The 17023-nt window shown below is 41.2% G+C and carries 21 protein-coding genes and 2 riboswitches; of the genes, 10 read left to right on the top strand and 11 right to left on the bottom strand.

Going from position 1 to position 17023, the window contains the following annotated elements:
• Positions 1 to 36 precede the first annotated feature (36 nt).
• From VB732_RS05100 to VB732_RS05110, 3 genes are read right to left on the bottom strand one after another with little or no spacing between them, the layout of a single operon-like run.
• Positions 37 to 942 (bottom strand): cytochrome c oxidase subunit II, encoded by a 906-nt coding sequence (locus tag VB732_RS05100; RefSeq protein WP_323229763.1) that lies wholly within the window; start codon positions 940 to 942, stop codon positions 37 to 39.
• The gene (locus VB732_RS05105; protein WP_181927335.1) at positions 943 to 1548 is read right to left on the bottom strand and encodes a DUF2231 domain-containing protein; all 606 of its coding nucleotides are present in this window, start codon (positions 1546 to 1548) and stop codon (positions 943 to 945) included. It abuts the gene before it with no gap.
• Complete coding sequence (locus tag VB732_RS05110; protein WP_181927336.1) at positions 1545 to 2045, bottom strand: DUF2231 domain-containing protein; 501 nt, start codon at positions 2043 to 2045, stop codon at positions 1545 to 1547. The genes VB732_RS05105 and VB732_RS05110 overlap by 4 nt, the downstream gene beginning before the upstream one ends.
• 537 nt (positions 2046 to 2582) lie before the next feature.
• On the opposite strand from VB732_RS05110, the gene VB732_RS05115 reads away from it, so the two are divergent.
• Together VB732_RS05115 and VB732_RS05120 are read left to right on the top strand one after the other, a co-directional pair.
• Positions 2583 to 3002 carry a BlaI/MecI/CopY family transcriptional regulator gene (locus tag VB732_RS05115; protein WP_323229765.1) on the top strand — a complete coding sequence of 140 codons (420 nt, stop codon included), beginning with the start codon at positions 2583 to 2585 and terminating at the stop codon, positions 3000 to 3002.
• The gene (locus tag VB732_RS05120) at positions 3002 to 3847 is read left to right on the top strand and encodes a M56 family metallopeptidase (RefSeq protein WP_323229766.1); all 846 of its coding nucleotides are present in this window, start codon (positions 3002 to 3004) and stop codon (positions 3845 to 3847) included. Before VB732_RS05115 ends, VB732_RS05120 begins: the two co-directional genes overlap by 1 nt.
• A gap of 184 nt (positions 3848 to 4031) precedes the next feature.
• Here VB732_RS05120 and VB732_RS05125 read toward each other — a convergent pair whose 3' ends face one another.
• The 3 genes from VB732_RS05125 to VB732_RS05135 form a co-directional block, all read right to left on the bottom strand.
• Positions 4032 to 5006: a tetratricopeptide repeat protein gene (locus tag VB732_RS05125; RefSeq protein WP_323229767.1), complete on the bottom strand. Its 975-nt coding sequence runs from the start codon at positions 5004 to 5006 to the stop codon at positions 4032 to 4034.
• Between the two features lie 97 nt (positions 5007 to 5103).
• A complete protein-coding gene (gene petJ, locus VB732_RS05130) occupies positions 5104 to 5439 on the bottom strand; it encodes a cytochrome c6 PetJ (protein ID WP_323229769.1) in 336 nt (111 codons plus the stop codon).
• 39 nt (positions 5440 to 5478) lie between these two features.
• A complete protein-coding gene (locus tag VB732_RS05135; protein ID WP_323229771.1) occupies positions 5479 to 5727 on the bottom strand; it encodes a hypothetical protein in 249 nt (82 codons plus the stop codon).
• 81 nt (positions 5728 to 5808) lie between these two features.
• Here VB732_RS05135 and VB732_RS05140 point away from each other — a divergent pair, with 81 nt between their 5' ends.
• The 5 genes from VB732_RS05140 to VB732_RS05160 all read left to right on the top strand — a co-directional run bounded on the left by VB732_RS05140 (position 5809) and on the right by VB732_RS05160 (position 10426).
• Entirely contained in the window at positions 5809 to 6021 is a 213-nt protein-coding gene (locus tag VB732_RS05140; protein ID WP_185564453.1) for a high light inducible protein, read from the top strand.
• Positions 6022 to 6083: 62 nt separating this feature from the next.
• Positions 6084 to 6323, top strand: a complete 240-nt coding sequence (locus tag VB732_RS05145; RefSeq protein ID WP_323229772.1) for a hypothetical protein — start codon at positions 6084 to 6086, stop codon at positions 6321 to 6323.
• Between the two features lie 355 nt (positions 6324 to 6678).
• A riboswitch (cobalamin riboswitch) is annotated at positions 6679 to 6822 on the top strand.
• A 298-nt stretch (positions 6823 to 7120) separates the two neighbouring features.
• Positions 7121 to 7531, top strand: a complete 411-nt coding sequence (locus VB732_RS05150; protein WP_323229773.1) for a DUF1636 domain-containing protein — start codon at positions 7121 to 7123, stop codon at positions 7529 to 7531.
• 75 nt (positions 7532 to 7606) lie between these two features.
• A complete protein-coding gene (gene metE / locus VB732_RS05155) occupies positions 7607 to 9859 on the top strand; it encodes a 5-methyltetrahydropteroyltriglutamate--homocysteine S-methyltransferase (protein ID WP_323229774.1) in 2253 nt (750 codons plus the stop codon).
• 183 nt (positions 9860 to 10042) lie between these two features.
• The gene (locus tag VB732_RS05160) at positions 10043 to 10426 is read left to right on the top strand and encodes a DUF4346 domain-containing protein (protein WP_323229833.1); all 384 of its coding nucleotides are present in this window, start codon (positions 10043 to 10045) and stop codon (positions 10424 to 10426) included.
• 107 nt (positions 10427 to 10533) lie between these two features.
• Here VB732_RS05160 and VB732_RS05165 read toward each other — a convergent pair whose 3' ends face one another.
• The 5 genes from VB732_RS05165 to VB732_RS05185 all read right to left on the bottom strand — a co-directional run bounded on the left by VB732_RS05165 (position 10534) and on the right by VB732_RS05185 (position 15863).
• Positions 10534 to 11109, bottom strand: a complete 576-nt coding sequence (locus VB732_RS05165) for a restriction endonuclease (protein WP_323229775.1) — start codon at positions 11107 to 11109, stop codon at positions 10534 to 10536.
• A 268-nt stretch (positions 11110 to 11377) separates the two neighbouring features.
• Positions 11378 to 12436, bottom strand: coding sequence for a ribonucleotide-diphosphate reductase subunit beta (locus tag VB732_RS05170; RefSeq protein WP_323229776.1), 1059 nt, complete (start codon positions 12434 to 12436; stop codon positions 11378 to 11380).
• A gap of 179 nt (positions 12437 to 12615) precedes the next feature.
• The gene (locus VB732_RS05175; RefSeq protein WP_323229777.1) at positions 12616 to 13395 is read right to left on the bottom strand and encodes a hypothetical protein; all 780 of its coding nucleotides are present in this window, start codon (positions 13393 to 13395) and stop codon (positions 12616 to 12618) included.
• Positions 13367 to 14815 carry a ribonucleotide reductase N-terminal alpha domain-containing protein gene (locus VB732_RS05180; protein WP_323229779.1) on the bottom strand — a complete coding sequence of 483 codons (1449 nt, stop codon included), beginning with the start codon at positions 14813 to 14815 and terminating at the stop codon, positions 13367 to 13369. The genes VB732_RS05175 and VB732_RS05180 overlap by 29 nt, the downstream gene beginning before the upstream one ends.
• A gap of 82 nt (positions 14816 to 14897) precedes the next feature.
• Entirely contained in the window at positions 14898 to 15863 is a 966-nt protein-coding gene (locus VB732_RS05185; protein ID WP_323229781.1) for a DUF4351 domain-containing protein, read from the bottom strand.
• 169 nt (positions 15864 to 16032) lie between these two features.
• Between VB732_RS05185 and VB732_RS05190 the strand changes: the two genes are divergently transcribed.
• From VB732_RS05190 to VB732_RS05200, 3 genes are all read left to right on the top strand, one after another.
• Positions 16033 to 16167 carry a hypothetical protein gene (locus VB732_RS05190; protein WP_323229783.1) on the top strand — a complete coding sequence of 45 codons (135 nt, stop codon included), beginning with the start codon at positions 16033 to 16035 and terminating at the stop codon, positions 16165 to 16167.
• Positions 16168 to 16226: 59 nt separating this feature from the next.
• Positions 16227 to 16375, top strand: a riboswitch (cobalamin riboswitch).
• Positions 16339 to 16488, top strand: coding sequence for a hypothetical protein (locus VB732_RS05195; RefSeq protein WP_181927351.1), 150 nt, complete (start codon positions 16339 to 16341; stop codon positions 16486 to 16488). It overlaps the preceding riboswitch by 37 nt.
• A gap of 259 nt (positions 16489 to 16747) precedes the next feature.
• Complete coding sequence (locus tag VB732_RS05200) at positions 16748 to 17002, top strand: hypothetical protein (RefSeq protein ID WP_181927352.1); 255 nt, start codon at positions 16748 to 16750, stop codon at positions 17000 to 17002.
• The last annotated feature ends 21 nt before the right edge of the window (positions 17003 to 17023 follow it).

Genomic DNA, 17023 nt, shown 5'->3' on the forward strand with positions numbered 1-17023 from the left:
TTCACGCAGAGGCGCAGAGGCGCAGAGAAATTGAGTTTAAGAGGAGAAATTGACTAAAGGCGGTGGTGCGGGTATGACTGTGGGATAGCCTGTGGTGAATGCGCCTTTGATTTTTTGGGTGTATTCGTTAGCGGCTTGATTATTGGCGGGGACTGGTTTATGGGTTGCAGCTAATTTCAGCCATTGGTCGTAATCTGCTGTTGATTCGACTACTACATCTGCTTGCATGGCTGCAAAGTAAGTACCGCTAAATTGAGAATCGCGCAGTCGATATTTGCCGGGGCGAATGGGAGTAAATTCAAAGTCGATGGTTTGTTTGGGTACTATGTCTTGTTTGAGTCGAAAGGCTGGGATGTAAAAGCCGTGGAGAACATCTGCTGATTGAAGTGCTAAACTAACGCGCCGATTAACTGGTAAATGTAATTCTGTGCTGGTAACATTCTGGTTGGGGTAGCGAAAGACCCAAGCCCATTGTTTGGCAAGCACTTCTATTTTTTCAATGGGTTCGGCTTCCATCTCCATTTTTGCTGCATGGGCTGATGCCATTGACATTGGGCTATGTATGTGCATGGCTTCCATTGGCCCTTGAATCGCCATTTCTGCATAGATGTTGTAACTGTAGGTTGCAATCCATAGCACCAACAGAATGGGAATTGTTGTCCAAACTACTTCTAAGGTGACATTTCCTTCAATTGGCGGGCCATCGCTGGTGTCATATTTACCCGCCCGATGGAAAATTATGGAATAGGTGACGGTTCCAGTTACGCCCAGGAAAATGAAGGTTCCCAAGGTGACTAAAAAGCTAAAGAGTTCATCTATGAGTTTGGATTCGGCGGCGGCTTGGGGGGGAAACCAGGAATAGGCTTGTTCTCCCATCCAGAGGCTAGCAGCTGTGAGGGCGATCGCACAGCCAATTAAAATCAAAATATTCTGAATTTTCATTTACTTCAATACCGCGTTAATGTCTTTACCCAATCTCAGTAATTTATCAGCAGTATTATGTACGCCAAATTCTGCCGCTAGTTGCGCTCCTAATGTGCCGTGAACGAACATAATAAACATGATGAAAAACCCTGCTGCAAGATAACTCCACTGCACTTGTTGACCGACATCTTTTCGCCATAAATAACGCTGAAATCCTCTCCATACAGTCATGCCAATAATCAGCGCTAAGAGGAGGACACCACCGACACCATGCCATAGCATTGTCTCCATCCCTTGTAATCCCCAAGCACTTTTTAAATCTGTTGGTGGTTCTGCCAACATGATTTCGTAAAAGCCTGCGGCCACGGTGAAAAAGGTGATGATGGCTGAAGCCAGCATATTGTACCAACCCACATCAAAGAAGCCGGCACGATTAGCGGGTATTGCCAAAAATTTGAAAACTGGTTTTTCTAGGGGGAATAGTACACCAACAATATCAAAGGCAATGGCGACGATAAATAAACCCAAGGTGAGATGGACTAAGTTGGGATGAACGGGAATGCTGTAAGGTAGTCCGTTTGCACCTAGTTGCGATCTGAGTTGTTCAATTAGTTGGGTATTCATCGCAAAATACCTGCCTTCACAGCTTCTACAACTGGTACTGTGTGCAGTCCATACACCCACACTAATTCATCTCCCAAATACACTTGGAAGAACACCAAACAAGTTAAAAGTAGTCCCACTCCCAGATAGGGAACTGGTAATTTTTCTGGGTCACGTAACCGAATGACATAACGCCAACCTGTTATCGCGGCGATGATTCCTGAAAGCGACCAGCCAATCAGGGTATGTAAATTTAGGATTGGTTCAACTGCGTTGTAAGGTTCGGCTAAACCCGCTTCAATCTGACCAAAGATGATCGCAATAAAAATGGCGATCGTGGCGAAAAACATATTCCACCAACTCACTTCAAAAAGACGGGCGTTATGGCTAAAATAACCAACTACATCACAGAAGAAGGCAAACAATACCATTGCAATCACGAAGTGGACAACTATCGGATGGATTGTATCTGGGTAAGGTAAGTTGTGGTCGTTCAAAGGTGGAAGATATTCAAACATGGTCTGCTCCAGTGCAAATATCCTGCACTTAGTTAAACTTAACAAATATATTCTTCAAATAATGTCTTCAATAATGATTTGTCTGGATATTCTTTAACTTTTTTATAGATTTTTTAGTTTGACAAAATGTCAAAGAAAAGAATGACAGTCTGTCTTTTGACATTTGTAAAAATCTCACCATAAAATAGATAGACTTCTTGATACTACTTCTAAGTAATCTGGGTTAAAGATAACTGCTTGCTCAGAAGAGATTGAATATTTGGTAAATTTTATTGATTGATTTGAAATACGCATATTCCTTAATTAATCAACAATTGGAGGTTTAATCAAGATTGTCATGAGCTTCAATTCCTGGAAAAAATTAAGCCAACTGAAGCTAAAAATCCCCTCCGACCTTAAGTCAGTCGGTGTGAAATGTCAAAAGACAAGTTGTCAGATTTAAATGTGACAACTTGTCAAAGTTAGTTATGAAGTTTTCAAGCGAATTTATCATAAATAAATTCTGGTTAATCTAGTTAAAAGACACTAAAAATCAAGATGAGTTCTCTGCCAAATTACCGCCCCAACAAACTGAAATTAGGCCCATTAGAAGCAGAGATTTTAAACATTATTTACTCTCTGAATTCTGCCACAGTCAAAGAGATACATGAACGCATCATTGCCGATCCAGAACGCGAGTTAACTTATTCCTCAGTAGCAACAATACTGGATCGTCTTAACAATAAGGGTTGGGTAGAATGTGTTAAACAGCACCGCCACTATATTTGGCGACCTTTGATTTCCTATTCTGAAGCACAAGCGTTAGAGGCTTATGAACAGTTACAGAAATTTCTCGAATTGGGCAAGCCGGAGATTGTAGCTGCTTTTGCTGACAGTCTAGATGAGGCTAGTGTGGCACAGTTTGAGGCGATCGCCCAAAAAATCCAAGCACTTCGTGAACTCAGGGAGAAGAAGTAATGCATCTGTTGATGGTAGTGATGGCGTTAATCCTAGCTTGGTACTTGAGATATTATTGGTCATCCCCTATGGGAAGCTGGACGGAACGTTTTCCCCGCGCCTTGTTGTTATTTCTCCTACCGCCATTACTTCTGTTAACCACAACATTTGCAGTGTTTTGTATGGGGCCTCATGGACATATTATGGTTTGGGGGTGGGAAGGTTGGGTTAGCTACGGACTTGCTATTAGTTTCTTAGGATTTGCAGGTATCTTATGGCTGAAGTTGGCATGGGAGGGAAACCGGATGCTAGAACAAATTCGCACCTATCCCATAGTTTATGTCTACGGTACACCAGCACGCTTACTAAATGCGCCTCTTGTTTATTGTGCTTTGGTTGGTTTTTGGGAACCTGAGTTAATTATCAGTCAGGGATTATTAGATACCTTAGATGTCCCCCATCTCAAAGCTGTACTAGCCCATGAAGATGGACATCGCCACTACCGCGACACCTGTTGGTTTTTCTTTTTGGGGTGGCTACGTCAGTTAACCTCTTGGCTACCGCACACAGAATCTTTATGGCAAGAGTTGTTACTTTTAAGAGAAATACGGGCTGATTATTGGGCAACTAGGCAAGTTGATAATCTTTTATTGGCAGAGGCTTTACTCTTGGTTGTCAATACTCCAATTTTACTAGAGGTAAATTTTTGTGCAGCTTTTGCCCAGCATATTCCAACTAATCATGTCACACAGAGAATAGATGCCCTTTTGCAGCAACCAGATTCTATAGGACAGCCAAAAATATGGTCTTGGGTGTGGTTAATTTTGGTGCTTGTGCCATTACTGGTGATTCCGTTTCATCATTAGAGTAATTAGGTCAAATTCATGAATTGCCCATACAGCGAGCGTGTACTTTTGCGTAAGTCCTAAATAATTAGACAGTTTCAAGAACTAACTCCATATTCCAATACGGTTCAGTTAAGCAAATTTATCTGTTAAGGCAGGCAGAGGGAGCAGGGGAGGCAGGGGAAGCAGGGGGAGAGAAAAAAGCTTAACTGAACTGTATTGCTCCATATTCCTTAGTCTTTGCGTCTCTGGGGATTAGAGCAATTTCTGATAATGATGAGAGTTGTTGCTGTAAATTTTTCAGTAACAATAAAGCTTTGTCATAGAGTGTAGTTTCACCCTGTTGGGCAAAGTATTCAACCGCTTTTTGTAAGTCTGCAATCGCTGCTGGTTCGTGACCAAGTTGATGGTAGGCTATACCCCGATTAAGATAAGCCTGAGCATTGGTTGAGTTCAGTTTGAGTGACTCCGTAAAATCCCTAACAGCACAAGAGTTATCGCCACTTTTACCACAAGCACAACCCCGATTATAGTAAGCTCTATAGTCATTGGGATTGAGTTGAATTGCCTCTGAGAAGTCGATCGTAGCGGCTTTTAAGTCTGACAACTCAAAATGAGCTAGTCCTCGGTCATTGTAAACATCCGCTTTTAGGAGACTGGATGATTGGGGAATATTAGTGAGTGCTAGATTGTAATCTGATATTGCTTGTGTGTAATTATTCAAAGCTACATGAGCTAGCCCTCGGTTGTAGTAGGCTCTAAAATCATCAGATTTGAGTTGGATAACTTGATTGTAGTCAGCGATCGCTGCTTGATAGTCCCCTTGTCTGTAGTATGCTAGTCCTCGGTTGAGGTGTGCTTCCACATTGTTGGGTGTTAACTTTAGAGTTTGATTGCAATCGGCGATCGCATTCTGATAATCTTCTAATTGCAGATAAGCAAGACAACGATTGCTATAAGCTACAGCAAAATCCTTTTTGAGCTTAATTACCTCTGTAAAATCTTGAATAGCTTCAGGGTAACTGCCGTGCTGCATTTTTTCAATCCCTAGCTTGAATAAGTCGCCTTCTAGGATTTTCGCGTCCGATGTAGCTAAGGAATATGCAGGCGAAGTGAGAAAAAGACAGACGAGTACAACGGCAATACCAAAATTGAGGATGAATCGGTAAAAGCGACTCATAATAATATCTCACTTTATTAGCAGAGCAAAATGAGTAGATAAGGCACATACCCTACCTACTATTTCTTAACTAGAGAACAACAGTCGTATTCTGACTTTATTTCCAATCCTTGTCTGCTTGTCCCAGCACATATACTGCAACATCCTCAATTTGATTTGGTTTTAAACGACCTTTGAAAGCAGGCATAGCGTTTTTACCATTTGTAACTTGGGCGATAATCGCTTCTGCTGAGTACATCCCAAACTTTTCTAAAGCATCTTTTTTCAAAGTTTTGTTGGCTTGAACCAAGTTTTTACCACCTGCGTGACAAGAAGCACAATTGGCACTAAAGACTTTGGCTCCACTGGCTGCGTCTGCTGCTAAAGCTGGATTATTGAAGGCAAAAGTGAAAATCGCTACACCCAGCAACAGCACTGAAATAATCTTTTTCATCCCAATGTTCCCTCTGCAATTAAAGCTTATTCGACATCCTCAACAATTCTCTTGTTCATGGGTGGTGTCGTCAAATGACAAACTGTCAAACTGTCTGGCTTGGCTTTGTGCGATGGCTTCTCTTCTCCTGTGGTCGACGCTGCGCGTAGTTTGCTTAAGAGTAGGGGAGGGGTACGAGACGCTACGCGATGGTGCTTTGCACCCGCCAGAGACGATCGCCCAAAAGGGAGATGCTATGTGCGATCGCACATACGGTAAACCTAACCTGCTGAGTACGGAAAACCACATTCTTTGTTTCTGTCAAGTACTTGTAAAAAATATTTACATAATGTTATATTTTATTACATAAGCAAGTAAAGGAAAAAAGACATGACAAGCAAAGGCTTTACCATGAACGAACTTGGTCAACTCAACAACTTTGCAATCGAACCAAAGGTTTATGTAGATCAAACCCCAAGAGCAGGTTTTACCGAGTACGCCGAGAAACTCAACGGACGTTTAGCGATGATTGGTTTTGTCTCACTCATAGCTCTAGAAGTTGTTACAGGACACGGCTTGATTGGATGGCTGACAAACCTATAACTAAATCTGAATATTGAAGAATTTCACTCAATTAACCGATATAAAATTACCAGAGGATAGCTATGAAAACTGATTTTGATTTCCCTAAAAAAGATTTAATTGGCCCCGTTGTTTTTCGCCCCAATTTCAACAACTTTGAAACAATTAATGTTAACCAAGCCTGGTCATTATTTTTCAGTGCAGGTCAAGATGATAAAGTACTGGGAGAATCAACTGAATTAGGCAAGTTTTTCACTAACCTTTTAATTGCTGTGGGAGTAACAGGAACCATTTGGGCAATCTATTTCAGCAATTTGGGATAAAAAGTTGGCTTCAGGTTTTAAGTTGAATAAATATATCCGAAGTCTTGGTGGACATAACCAAGACTTCTTTTAAATTTTAGGAATCAATTATTAGTAACTGTGTATTTAGCGGGACTTAAACATTTTTGAGGGAAAAACAAGTCTCAAACCCATGCAGCGTAAGGGAAATACACCTTATGCTCAAAAATAGCCCAAACCTCAGATATATTAATAAACTAAGCAAAACGATGTTAAAGTCTTTCTGTATATAGATTTGAGGTTCTTTTTTGGTTGTTTTTGTCTCAGTCCCACTAACAAATGGTAGCTATTGCAACCAGTCAGTTTAAGTATGATTAAATTCATAATCATGCTATTATTAGACCAATATCAACTCGGTTCTGTTGGGAGTCAGCCATCAGACGCAAGGGGGAAAGTCCGGTGTAAATCCGGCGCTGTCCCGCAGCTGTAATCAAGGTTCGCCTTGTGAGTCAGAATGCCCGCCGAAAGCAACACGTAAACTCATACCCATCTGCGAGGTACAGGTGAATATTGCCATAAATATTTCAACGATACATCAGTTTCACGTTCTCATAGTGCCAGAGATACTCCACAGACTACTCATGGCTGTGAAATTATAGGCAGTTTATTGATAATTGCAATTATGCTTTGGTGCAACTGTCATTTGCGCTAGCTTTTTGTTGGCGTGAAAGCTTTTGCAAGATCATTTTTGCCAAATTGACACGTTATGTTGCAGTTGTACGACTGCAAAAAGTTGTCATATCTGCGATTCAGACTTCTTTCTACAAACTTCAAAATTAATGCTCAATAAACAACATACTTTGTTTGTTTGCACGACTTGCGCCAGCGTTTGGCAAAACGGTAAAAGAGTTGGTGAAAGTAAAGGTGAACAACTACTAAAGCAACTTCAACAACTTGCACAAAACTGGGAATTGCGAAATAAATTCCACATTCAGGGAGTTGAATGCATGAGTGCTTGTAACCATTCTTGCGTCATTGCCTTTACAGCAGAAGGTAAATCAACCTATCTCTTTGGCGATTTACCAGTTGACGGCTGTGCATCTGCTGTATTGAAATGTGCAACTCAATATTATACTAAGCCTGATGGTTTATTACCTTGGTCAGAACGACCTGAACCTTTGAAAAAAGGGATTTTAGCAAAGATTCCACCACTAAATAAGTGGGCAAAATTAAACATAAGTTGTTGTTAATTGATGATTGGATAAAATTTCTCAGTTTCCAATCTCTAGTACCTAAATCATTAATCTTAAAAGGAACAGAAAGTAATGCAGATTCAAACAGCAACATTAGGCTATCCCCGCATTGGTAAAAACCGGGAAGTAAAGAAAGCGCTAGAAGCATTTTGGAGTGGTAATATAGAGTCCGAATCATTACTGCAAACCATACAAAAAGTTGAGGAATCTAACTGGAAAACCCAACTTGAAGCCGGAATTGATTATATTGGAATTGGAGACACAACTCTCTACGATCATGTACTTGACTGGACATTTCGTTTTGGGCTAATTCCTGAAAGATTTCAACAGCTTTCTGGCTTAGAACGCTACTTTACAATGGCACGAGGTAAAGAAGGAATTCCCGCCTTGGAAATGACCAAGTGGTTTGATACTAACTATCACTATCTTGTCCCGGAAATTGCTGAATCAACATTACCATCTGATTTCAGTGACTTTTTAGAACGAGTTAGCCGCGCTCAAAAAATATTAGGTAAACGAGCAATTCCGATTGTACTTGGCCCCTGTACTCTGCTGCGCTTAAGCAAACTATCACTAAATATTCAGCAAGCAGTATCAAAGTTAATTCCGCTATACATAAACCTACTCACTGAATTAAAAAATCTGGGAGTAGAAGAAGTACAAATACATGAACCTGCACTTGTTTTAGGTGATGCTAATTCTTGGAAAGAACACTTTCATAAAGTTTATCAATCACTTTCGTTAGTTGGAATACCCCTACACTTGGTTACTTATTTTGATGATTTGGGTGAAACTTACCCTTGGGTGATAGATTTACCCGTTGCTGCTATTAGCTTAGACTTGACACGCGGACGCAACTTAGAGTTAATCAAAACCTACGGTTTCCCACCAAATAAGCGACTAGGTGCAGGGATTATAGACGCAAGAAATATTTGGCAAATTCGTTCCGAGAAAGTTATTCCCATTTTACAAGAGATTGTAGAGACTTTACATGGAACATCTCTACATATTCAACCATCTGCTTCCTTACAATTTGTTCCCTACGATGCCAAACGAGAAAAACGATTACCATCACCACTACGTAATGTCTTGAGTTTTGCTGAACAGAAACTTCAAGAAGTGGTTTTCTTGGCTCGGACAATAATAGGAGAAAATACTAAAACAGAACAAGAAATTATCGAGACTAGCTGGAATAAGTTCGAGGAGTTTAATCCAGCAAATCAGTCAGTTCAAGAAAGACTAAAAACTTTAAAAACTGATGATTTTCAGCGCTCCTTATCCTATGGATTGCGGCTTGATTCCCAAATTTCGCTTCCTCTGTTCCCCACAACTACAATTGGTTCTTTTCCCCAAACCTCTGAAGTTCGCCAACTCCGAATGCGTTACAAACGGGGTGAATTGAGTCAGTCAGAATACGAAGCTGCAATTGATGTTCAAATTGCTGAAAGCATTAAACTACAAGAGGAATTAGGATTAGATGTTTTAGTTCATGGTGAATTTGAACGCACCGATATGGTGGAATTTTTTGGACAGCAGTTATCAGGCTTCGCTTTCACTGAAAATGGTTGGGTGCAAAGCTACGGTAGCCGTTATGTTCGTCCACCAATTATTTATGGTGACGTGGTTCGGACTGCGCCAATGACGGTACGTGAGTTTAAAGTAGCTCAATCATTGACGGAAAAACCTGTAAAAGGGATGTTGACGGCTCCTGTAACTATCTTAAATTGGTCTTATCCCCGGATGGATATTTCCAAATCAGAACAAGCTTTCCAAATTGCTTTAGCGTTGCGGGATGAGGTAGCGGATTTGGAAGCGGCTGGTGCAAAGGTAATTCAAGTAGATGAACCCGCGCTGCGTGAGGGTTTACCCCTGAAGGTTGAGCGCTGGAATGAATATCTATCTTGGGCTGTAGATGCATTTCGTTTGGCGACAGCAGTAGCCCAACCCCAAACGCAAATTCATACCCACATGTGCTACTGCGAATTTGGTGACATCATCAAGGATATCGAACGGTTAGATGCTGATGTTATTTCAATTGAAAATAGTCGCAGCAACAATCAAACTTTGCGAGAAATCACAGAGGGTGGTTACTCACATCAAGTTGGTAATGGAGTCTACGATATTCATAGTCCTGTCGTGCCGACAACTGAGCAGATTTTACAACAATTGCGGACTGGAATTGCTAATTTACCTGTAAAACAAATTTGGGTAAATCCAGATTGTGGTTTGAAAACTCGGCGATGGTCAGAGGTGATTCCGGCTTTAAAGAATATGGTGGAAGCCACGAAAGTTCTACGGGAGGAAGCGAATGCGACTGTGAAATAACAGTAAAAGTAGCCACAGGCATTAGTCTGGGAGTGCTTTAAGACTTTTGCTCTCTTGTTTATTGTTGAACTCAACAGTAATGCCCAATATCTACATTATTCTTCTCTGCGTTCACTGAAGATATGAAGCTCAGACTTCTTTTGACGTTTGGAGCGGTGCTTTTTGTTTTGGAGTTTAAAAATGATGATAATGACAGTGGAAACAATCGCAGCAATTGACTACAAACTATCCAAGCGATTTTTAGAACTCGATCCGGCAGGCTACTTTATCATCTACTTAGATCGGGGAGCAGGCTTGATCTGTGCGAAACATTTTACCAATGAAGTTAATGAGCAAGGATTGGCTATCGATCCAGAAACCGGAAAGCCCATCCCTGCAACGGTCAAAGTAGAACGACAACCTACTGTCCTATTTACAGGAAGAACTGCTAAAGAAATTTGCATTCAACTGTTTGAGTCAACAAAACCTTGCCCAGTGAGCCGATTGGATCATGCAGCTTACTTGGGACGTGAGTTTATGCGAGCAGAATGGGCATTGGTGACAGGACAAGACTACGTACAGGATTAAACTTTTGATGACTTAACGGTGCGGTTGAGCGGATATAAGCAACCTTGGCATCAACACCAGAGGCTTCCGGCAGTCCGCTCCAATCGAATTGTTAGACAATATTTATGTTACGCATTCAAAAACTCTTGAGCAATCATCTCAGAACATACTGTAGTTAACTGCCCATCAGTCGTTAAAGCGAAAACAAAATCATCACTAGGAAAGCCATTAGTAACCTCATTTGTGAGACCATATAGAACTGCATCGTCTAACCATGAGTCGTAACCAGTATCTAAACGAATTACAGGAGTTCCTTCAGGAATCCAACGCCATAAGCCAATTCCTTTAGAACGTGCAAATTCATATGCACCCTCATCGAATCCTACTGGGGTAATAATTGTACCCTTTGTTCGATTAGCACCAACTTGGTTTAATTTTGCATGAAACTCTTCAACATCATCAACAGGCACTTTGTGTGAATAGTTTTTACATTCCCAGATCCAAATCCAATAGGGTGTTTCAGCATCTTTACGGCATATTTCAATAGATACATCAAAAATAATATCTTTCTGTCGATCTCTAGAATAATAGGCTGGCTTATGAGAAACCTTGGCTTGTTTAGGACTAATGCCTAACTCTTCTTCTTCTAACTTAAGTCTCACAAGGTTTATCACCTTGAGTTCATAGTCAGTTCCTTTGTTCATTTCAAAGTTCCTTAAGCATATTTTTTGACACTCTCTTGTCTGTAAAAATTTGGCACTTTGCCCAAACGCTTGCAATGCAATACGTTACGGTTTTATTGTCCACGTCCTAGTTTACAATCTGTAAAATATAATACCTCTGTGTTGAGAAAACTGGCGATTCTCTTTCAGAGACACTACGTGAACACCATCTCAATAAGCGCTGATTAAATTCTTAATTTAAAGACGCGATATATCGCGTCTCTACATCTAAACCAATAATAAATCCTTTTTAGAAATCATCCCAACCTTCAATGCTAGAAGACATGACGTAACTGGTGACACTCGCCTCAAAGAAGTTTGCCTTCGTGTGAGCTTCTTTCTTAGTATCTGAGAAACGTTCCAAGTGAGCATAAGGGCTTTTCTTATAGATAGCTTCTGTCCATAATGGCTCTAAACCGATCGCCTTCAAGCGAGCATTTGCCAGATATTTTGTGTACTGTTCTGTACTGTTTGCCGTAATCCCAAGAATATCATCTCCGACAATATGTCCTGTCCACTTGCATTCATGCTCGACAGCTAGAGCAAACATTTCGTAGATTTGTTCGCGACTATGGGGGAAAACTTGCATCGCTTCTGGAATCAATTTTTGATACAGGCGCACATGGGAGAGTTCATCTCGGTTAATCATTCTAAAGATATCGGCACTCCCAGACATGAGCATCCGTGATGACAGATTGTAGAAAAATATAAACCCATTGTAGAAATACAACCCTTCCAACAAATAATCCGCCAACAGCGATACGAAATAATTTTCTAGTGTCGGCTTATCGACATACTTTTGGTATAACCCAGCGATAAATTCACATCTAGCTTTGAGAATGCGATCGCTCCGCCAAAAATCATAGACGTGTGTACGGCGATCGCTGGGAATCACCGTCTCAATAATGTATTGATAAGACTGATTGTGCATCGCCTCTTGAGAAATTTGTTCTGCCATGCACAATGCAATTTCTGGTGCTGTCACGCTGTTTTTGATGTGAGGCACATTACAGGTTTGCACTGAATCGAGAAACGTCAGGTAACTAAGGATGCCATCAAATGCACGTCGTTCTCCAGGCGTGAGATTGACGTAATCTGTTACATCTTGAGTAATGTCTATTTTTTCGGGAATCCAAAAGTTCTCTCGCATTTGACGGTAGAGAGACACAGCCCACGAATAGCGAACGTCGTTTAATTGCATTAAGTTCGTAGTCTCTCCGAACCATATCAAACGGTTTCCTGTATCATCATTTCCGTTCGGATTGAAAACGGGATTAATCGGCATTAATGATTGTCTTGGTTGGTACACTTTAATTCTGTTTTGATTAGTTTTCACTCTTAATTGGGCAATGGGTAATGCCCAATGCTCATTGCCGATTGCTATGCTTGATAACTGATACTTCTGGAGCGAGACGCTCCGCGTAGCTTGCTTCCCCGTAGGGGTACGACTTCACTCAGTACAAGTAACTGTTTAGTGATAACTGGTGTTCAGCTTGCACAAGCAACACATTGCTCGCTCGATTCTTTGAAACTATCTTTTTGGACAGTGCGAATATAGTAGATTGCTTTACAACCCAATTCCCAAGCCAGCATTATGGTTTCAAAAATATCAAGAGCGGTGAGAGAACGCTCTGGTTCGTCGGGGAAATAAACTCCAGCGTTGAGATTAAACAGTAGTTCCATCGAAATTCCTGTATCAATCCATTGTTGGATTGTGGCGATCGCCCTCACCACTTTTTTCTGATCTAGTGTCTTATTTTCGACATAGAACCATAGATTATCCCGAATGTAAGGCGGTGCGATGGGTACTGAACCCTTGGCCCACTTTTCATAAAAGAATTTGCTGTAAACGGGTAAAACACTCGCTGTACAACCCTGAACTAAAGATGAAGAAGTATTGGGTGCGATCGCTGTAATGTGTGAATTGCGAATACCATGTTGTTTGATATCCTGACTCAATTTTGCGAAGCGTTCTGGAAGACTAGCGTGTTGCAAAAACCATTGCACAGGTTTTGCTCCGATTAAATGTCCCTTGCTCCATTCACTACCCGTAAAAGCAGGATACGCACCCCGTTCCTTCGCTAATTCCATCGATGCTGCGGTGCAATAGTAACCGATATCTTCAAATAAATCGCTGATTTCCTGAAGATGGGTGTAGGTGAGATGACGTTTTGCTAACCAATCGGCTAATCCCATACAGCCCACTCCAATTGTGCGATATTTGGCGTTGTGGGTGGCACTAGCAGCAAATCTCTGTTCGTTTCTCATCCTCAAGATTTGCCAGATTGATACTTACGAGATTACACGTATGTGCTTCTTCACTCGGTTTCACATTTGACCAAGATTCCTGGCACAGGTTTCCACCTGGAATATAGCCCTCATGCTGATTAGGATTAGCTCGGTTCGCGGTATCTTTAAACCACAGGTAAGGCATCCCGGTTTCTAATTGGGTTCGCATCACCTGTTTGAGTAAAAGACGAGCATTCACCCGTTTGTAAAGTGTAATCTCACTTTCTAAACTGGCTTCAATTTGAAGATAAGCCTTTTCAAATGCTTCACCCCAAACTTTTGCCAATTCAATGCCTAAACGAGTTCGCACCTCATAGGGATCAACTAATGTCCATTCTTCATCTGCTGCTACTCGCCGCATAAATTCGTCACTGACAACCAATTGCGGGAACACGTCATAAGCTTTGCGTCGCCCGTCCCCATTCTCGGTTTGCATTTCCAAAAATTCGGGCAAGTCCAAATGCCAAACATCCAGACTGACAGTGACAGCACCGGCTCTGCGTCCACCTTGATTAACTGCGATCGCTGTATCATTCAACAACTTAATCCAGGGAACCACGCCACCAGAGGAATTAGCTTTCCCCATTACCCAACTGCCCGTTGCGCGAATGCGAGATAAATTTACGCCCACGCCGCCACCATTTTTGGAGATCCGAGCTGCATCATGAATCCCATCAAAAATGCTTTCCAAATTGTCGTCCATCGCCGTAATGAAACAACTAGCAAGCGAACCATTAGGAATCCGCAAGTTTGCTAAAATGGGGGTTGCTAAGGATATTTGACGACGGGCGATCGCTTCATAAAATTTCCGCGCCCAGGTTAATCGGTTCTCTGGTGTTTCCACGGAGGCAATCAATAACGCACAAGTTAAAAATGCTTCTTGGGGTAGCTCATTCGCCAGAAGATATCGCTTCGTCAGTAATACAGCTCCGGCATAATCATAGTCGGCATCCCAGTCGGGATTGATCCAAGTGTTAGCAATCTCTAATTCTGCGTCCGTGTAGATTAAAATGCGGCGATCGTATTGTTCTGATAAAACTTTGGAATGTACAGTCCGAGCATAATAACCGTACTGATAACCACGGCTAACTGTTATTTCTTTCCACAAACTCCAAATATGTAATCGCCCTGCTACATAGCGCCAATCAGGTTCTTGAGGACTACACAAATCCAAAGCACAGCGAATTAAATTATCTTGAATTTCTCGCGTGGTAATTCCAGGACGCAATCGAGTTGTCAGATGTGCTTCTAAAGCAATAGAATTTGCTGAAAGTCCGCAACAAGCCCAATTAACCACTGTGCGAATTTTATTAATTTCTAACGGTGTTGTCGAACCATCACGACGAACAACATGGATATCCGTTGTGGAGTCCTCAAAAAGTGTGGATGAAGCTTGCATACAAGATGTGTTGATGAATGGTAGAAAAATAATTGCAAAAATGCAAAATAATTGTTAACTAGGTTTGGCAAAAAGACATTTTCTATGTCGTCTGATTTACTGACAACCAGTTAAGTAAATCTTCAATAGCTGTAAAATCTAACAAAGCTTCACCAAGTGATTCTAATTGCTCTAAAGAAAGAGTTTGAATGCGCTCCCGAACCTCTTCTGGTAACTCTCCTACCCGTTTTTGTAGTTGCCGTATTACAAGAGTTTGTCCTTGTTCCTGCTTTCCTTCTTCCTTCCCACGCTCGTAGCCAATGCGTTCGCCTGTGGTAATGTAGCTCATAGTCCGCTCCTGCTCAAATTGCTTAAACTCTTGCCAAAATTCTGCTTCCAAGGCTTTTGGTAAAATCATAACCCAATCAATAAATCGGTACAGGTTACGAATGTCCCTTTCCTGTAATCCTAATTCATACAACCGACGAATTAAGCTAAATTTCCAAGTTTTACGTTCTCCTGGCTTTTTACTTGTTTGCTGTGTTTTCAAATGCGCCATGACTACGGTTGCAAATGGATTGTCACTGGCTTCTAATTCTGCCCAATTATTTTGATAATCTAAAAGCTTGACGATGCCAAATTCAAAGTTAAGCCTAGTATCCGGGTAATTATAACTATATTGATTTGGTCGCCATGTCAGGTCAGTATCGCACAAAATCGCCAAACTAATGGCAGGTTTGGCAAATTTATCAAAAATTCGTAGGTTGTAAGAAAACATCCTTTCTGCAAAGATGTCTTCTGATTTTGCCTGAATTTCTACATGGATTAATAGCCAAAGTTCTTGTCCTTGAATTTGCCATACTTTGACTAATTTATCTGCATATCGCCTACCTTGCTCTGCTTCACGGGCTATTTGTTGAAATTCCTTGTCGAGAAATTCGTGGGGACGTTCCCAATTAATTAATGCTGCTGTTTGGGGGAAGAAAAATTGCATCGCTTGGGGAAAGTAAGCTTCTAAAATTTCTTTCCACGGACTATCATTATCTGCTCTTTGAAGTTCCTCGGTCATCAGTTGATTGGTAGATGGTGGACTGACAAATAAAAAAATTCGGACTTACGCCCAATCTGCTAATTCTTCTCTTTTTAGGCTCCGCCAACGAGAAAGCGGTTTGGTATGAGTTTCGCGAACGATAAATTAAGCTTTTTAACAATTTTTACGTAAGTCCTGAAAATGGTCTGTGGGACAATGCCAGCGCTATGTCAGCAAACGCTGGCAACCCGAAAAAGTTTGTTTGGTTGAAAAATTTCTAGAAGAATTGCCCAACAAAAATCCAGAGCAAGCTTTGGTAAAGAATGAGACTTGCCCCGATTAATGACGAATGCCAGTATAGATCGACCATTGATTTTTATGCAAGCAAATCACAGTTGTGTTAGTATTCAGATGAATCTCGGTTCTAGTGGGGAACAGCCGCTAGAGGAAACGGGGAAAGTCCGGTGTAAATCCGGCGCTGTCCCGCAGCTGTAATCAAGGCTAGGCAAGCTTTGTGAGTCAGAATGCCCGCCGAAGTGAACTTGTAAATTTTGTACATCTGCGAGGCACAGATAAGTATTTTTATGAAGATTTCTACAACTACTCAGCTTTACGTTCTCATAGCCCGACATATCAAGACGCTACAGATTATGACTTTCTATGAGAGGGTAAGCGATTAATTTCCGGTACAAATTGTGTCTTGAGATGCAGCGATCGCTATAAGCCACTCCCTATAAAAGTATCGCTTGCAAATAATCACAGCAACAAAAAAACGCTGTATTAACTAACAGATGGAAGTTGTTCCAAACAGGTAGTAAATGGCGTGTATGAAGTACATAGTCCTGTTTCACCACTGAACAAATACTTTCCCAATCACGCATAGAAATTGCTAATTTACTAAATTAATACTTCAGTTAATTATCATGCCGAAATTCTATCTTCACCGAACTGGGAAGATTCCTACTGCTATTCACCCCTTTGTCAAACAAACGGCTCTCCCCCAAGATAAACACAAGCCCAGTCTATTTCAAGGGAAAATTATTCCAGATGTTCAAAATATTGCAATGTCGATGTATCGGATGATTTATATTGCAATTGCCTTTGTCGGGCGGTTACGACATCGCTCGTCTGATTCGGGACAAGCAGCAATAAGTAAACCGTTAGATCGACTCAAATAGGTGTACAAAAACGTTCAAAAA

This window comes from Nostoc sp. UHCC 0252 (assembly GCF_034931145.1).
In the GTDB taxonomy this organism is placed as follows: Bacteria; Cyanobacteriota; Cyanobacteriia; order Cyanobacteriales; family Nostocaceae; genus Nostoc.

Excerpts from the sequence above, each read along its gene's own strand:
- VB732_RS05100 (WP_323229763.1), bottom strand. The coding sequence starts at position 942 with ATGAAAATTCAGAATATTTTGATTTTAATTGGCTGTGCGATCGCCCTC.
- VB732_RS05105 (WP_181927335.1), bottom strand. The coding sequence starts at position 1,548 with ATGAATACCCAACTAATTGAACAACTCAGATCGCAACTAGGTGCAAAC.
- VB732_RS05110 (WP_181927336.1), bottom strand. The coding sequence starts at position 2,045 with ATGTTTGAATATCTTCCACCTTTGAACGACCACAACTTACCTTACCCA.
- VB732_RS05115 (WP_323229765.1), top strand. The coding sequence starts at position 2,583 with ATGAGTTCTCTGCCAAATTACCGCCCCAACAAACTGAAATTAGGCCCA.
- VB732_RS05120 (WP_323229766.1), top strand. The coding sequence starts at position 3,002 with ATGCATCTGTTGATGGTAGTGATGGCGTTAATCCTAGCTTGGTACTTG.
- VB732_RS05125 (WP_323229767.1), bottom strand. The coding sequence starts at position 5,006 with ATGAGTCGCTTTTACCGATTCATCCTCAATTTTGGTATTGCCGTTGTA.
- petJ (WP_323229769.1), bottom strand. The coding sequence starts at position 5,439 with ATGAAAAAGATTATTTCAGTGCTGTTGCTGGGTGTAGCGATTTTCACT.
- VB732_RS05135 (WP_323229771.1), bottom strand. The coding sequence starts at position 5,727 with ATGTGGTTTTCCGTACTCAGCAGGTTAGGTTTACCGTATGTGCGATCG.
- VB732_RS05140 (WP_185564453.1), top strand. The coding sequence starts at position 5,809 with ATGACAAGCAAAGGCTTTACCATGAACGAACTTGGTCAACTCAACAAC.
- VB732_RS05145 (WP_323229772.1), top strand. The coding sequence starts at position 6,084 with ATGAAAACTGATTTTGATTTCCCTAAAAAAGATTTAATTGGCCCCGTT.
- VB732_RS05150 (WP_323229773.1), top strand. The coding sequence starts at position 7,121 with ATGCTCAATAAACAACATACTTTGTTTGTTTGCACGACTTGCGCCAGC.
- metE (WP_323229774.1), top strand. The coding sequence starts at position 7,607 with ATGCAGATTCAAACAGCAACATTAGGCTATCCCCGCATTGGTAAAAAC.
- VB732_RS05160 (WP_323229833.1), top strand. The coding sequence starts at position 10,043 with ATGATAATGACAGTGGAAACAATCGCAGCAATTGACTACAAACTATCC.
- VB732_RS05165 (WP_323229775.1), bottom strand. The coding sequence starts at position 11,109 with ATGAACAAAGGAACTGACTATGAACTCAAGGTGATAAACCTTGTGAGA.
- VB732_RS05175 (WP_323229777.1), bottom strand. The coding sequence starts at position 13,395 with ATGAGAAACGAACAGAGATTTGCTGCTAGTGCCACCCACAACGCCAAA.
- VB732_RS05180 (WP_323229779.1), bottom strand. The coding sequence starts at position 14,815 with ATGCAAGCTTCATCCACACTTTTTGAGGACTCCACAACGGATATCCAT.
- VB732_RS05185 (WP_323229781.1), bottom strand. The coding sequence starts at position 15,863 with ATGACCGAGGAACTTCAAAGAGCAGATAATGATAGTCCGTGGAAAGAA.
- VB732_RS05200 (WP_181927352.1), top strand. The coding sequence starts at position 16,748 with ATGCCGAAATTCTATCTTCACCGAACTGGGAAGATTCCTACTGCTATT.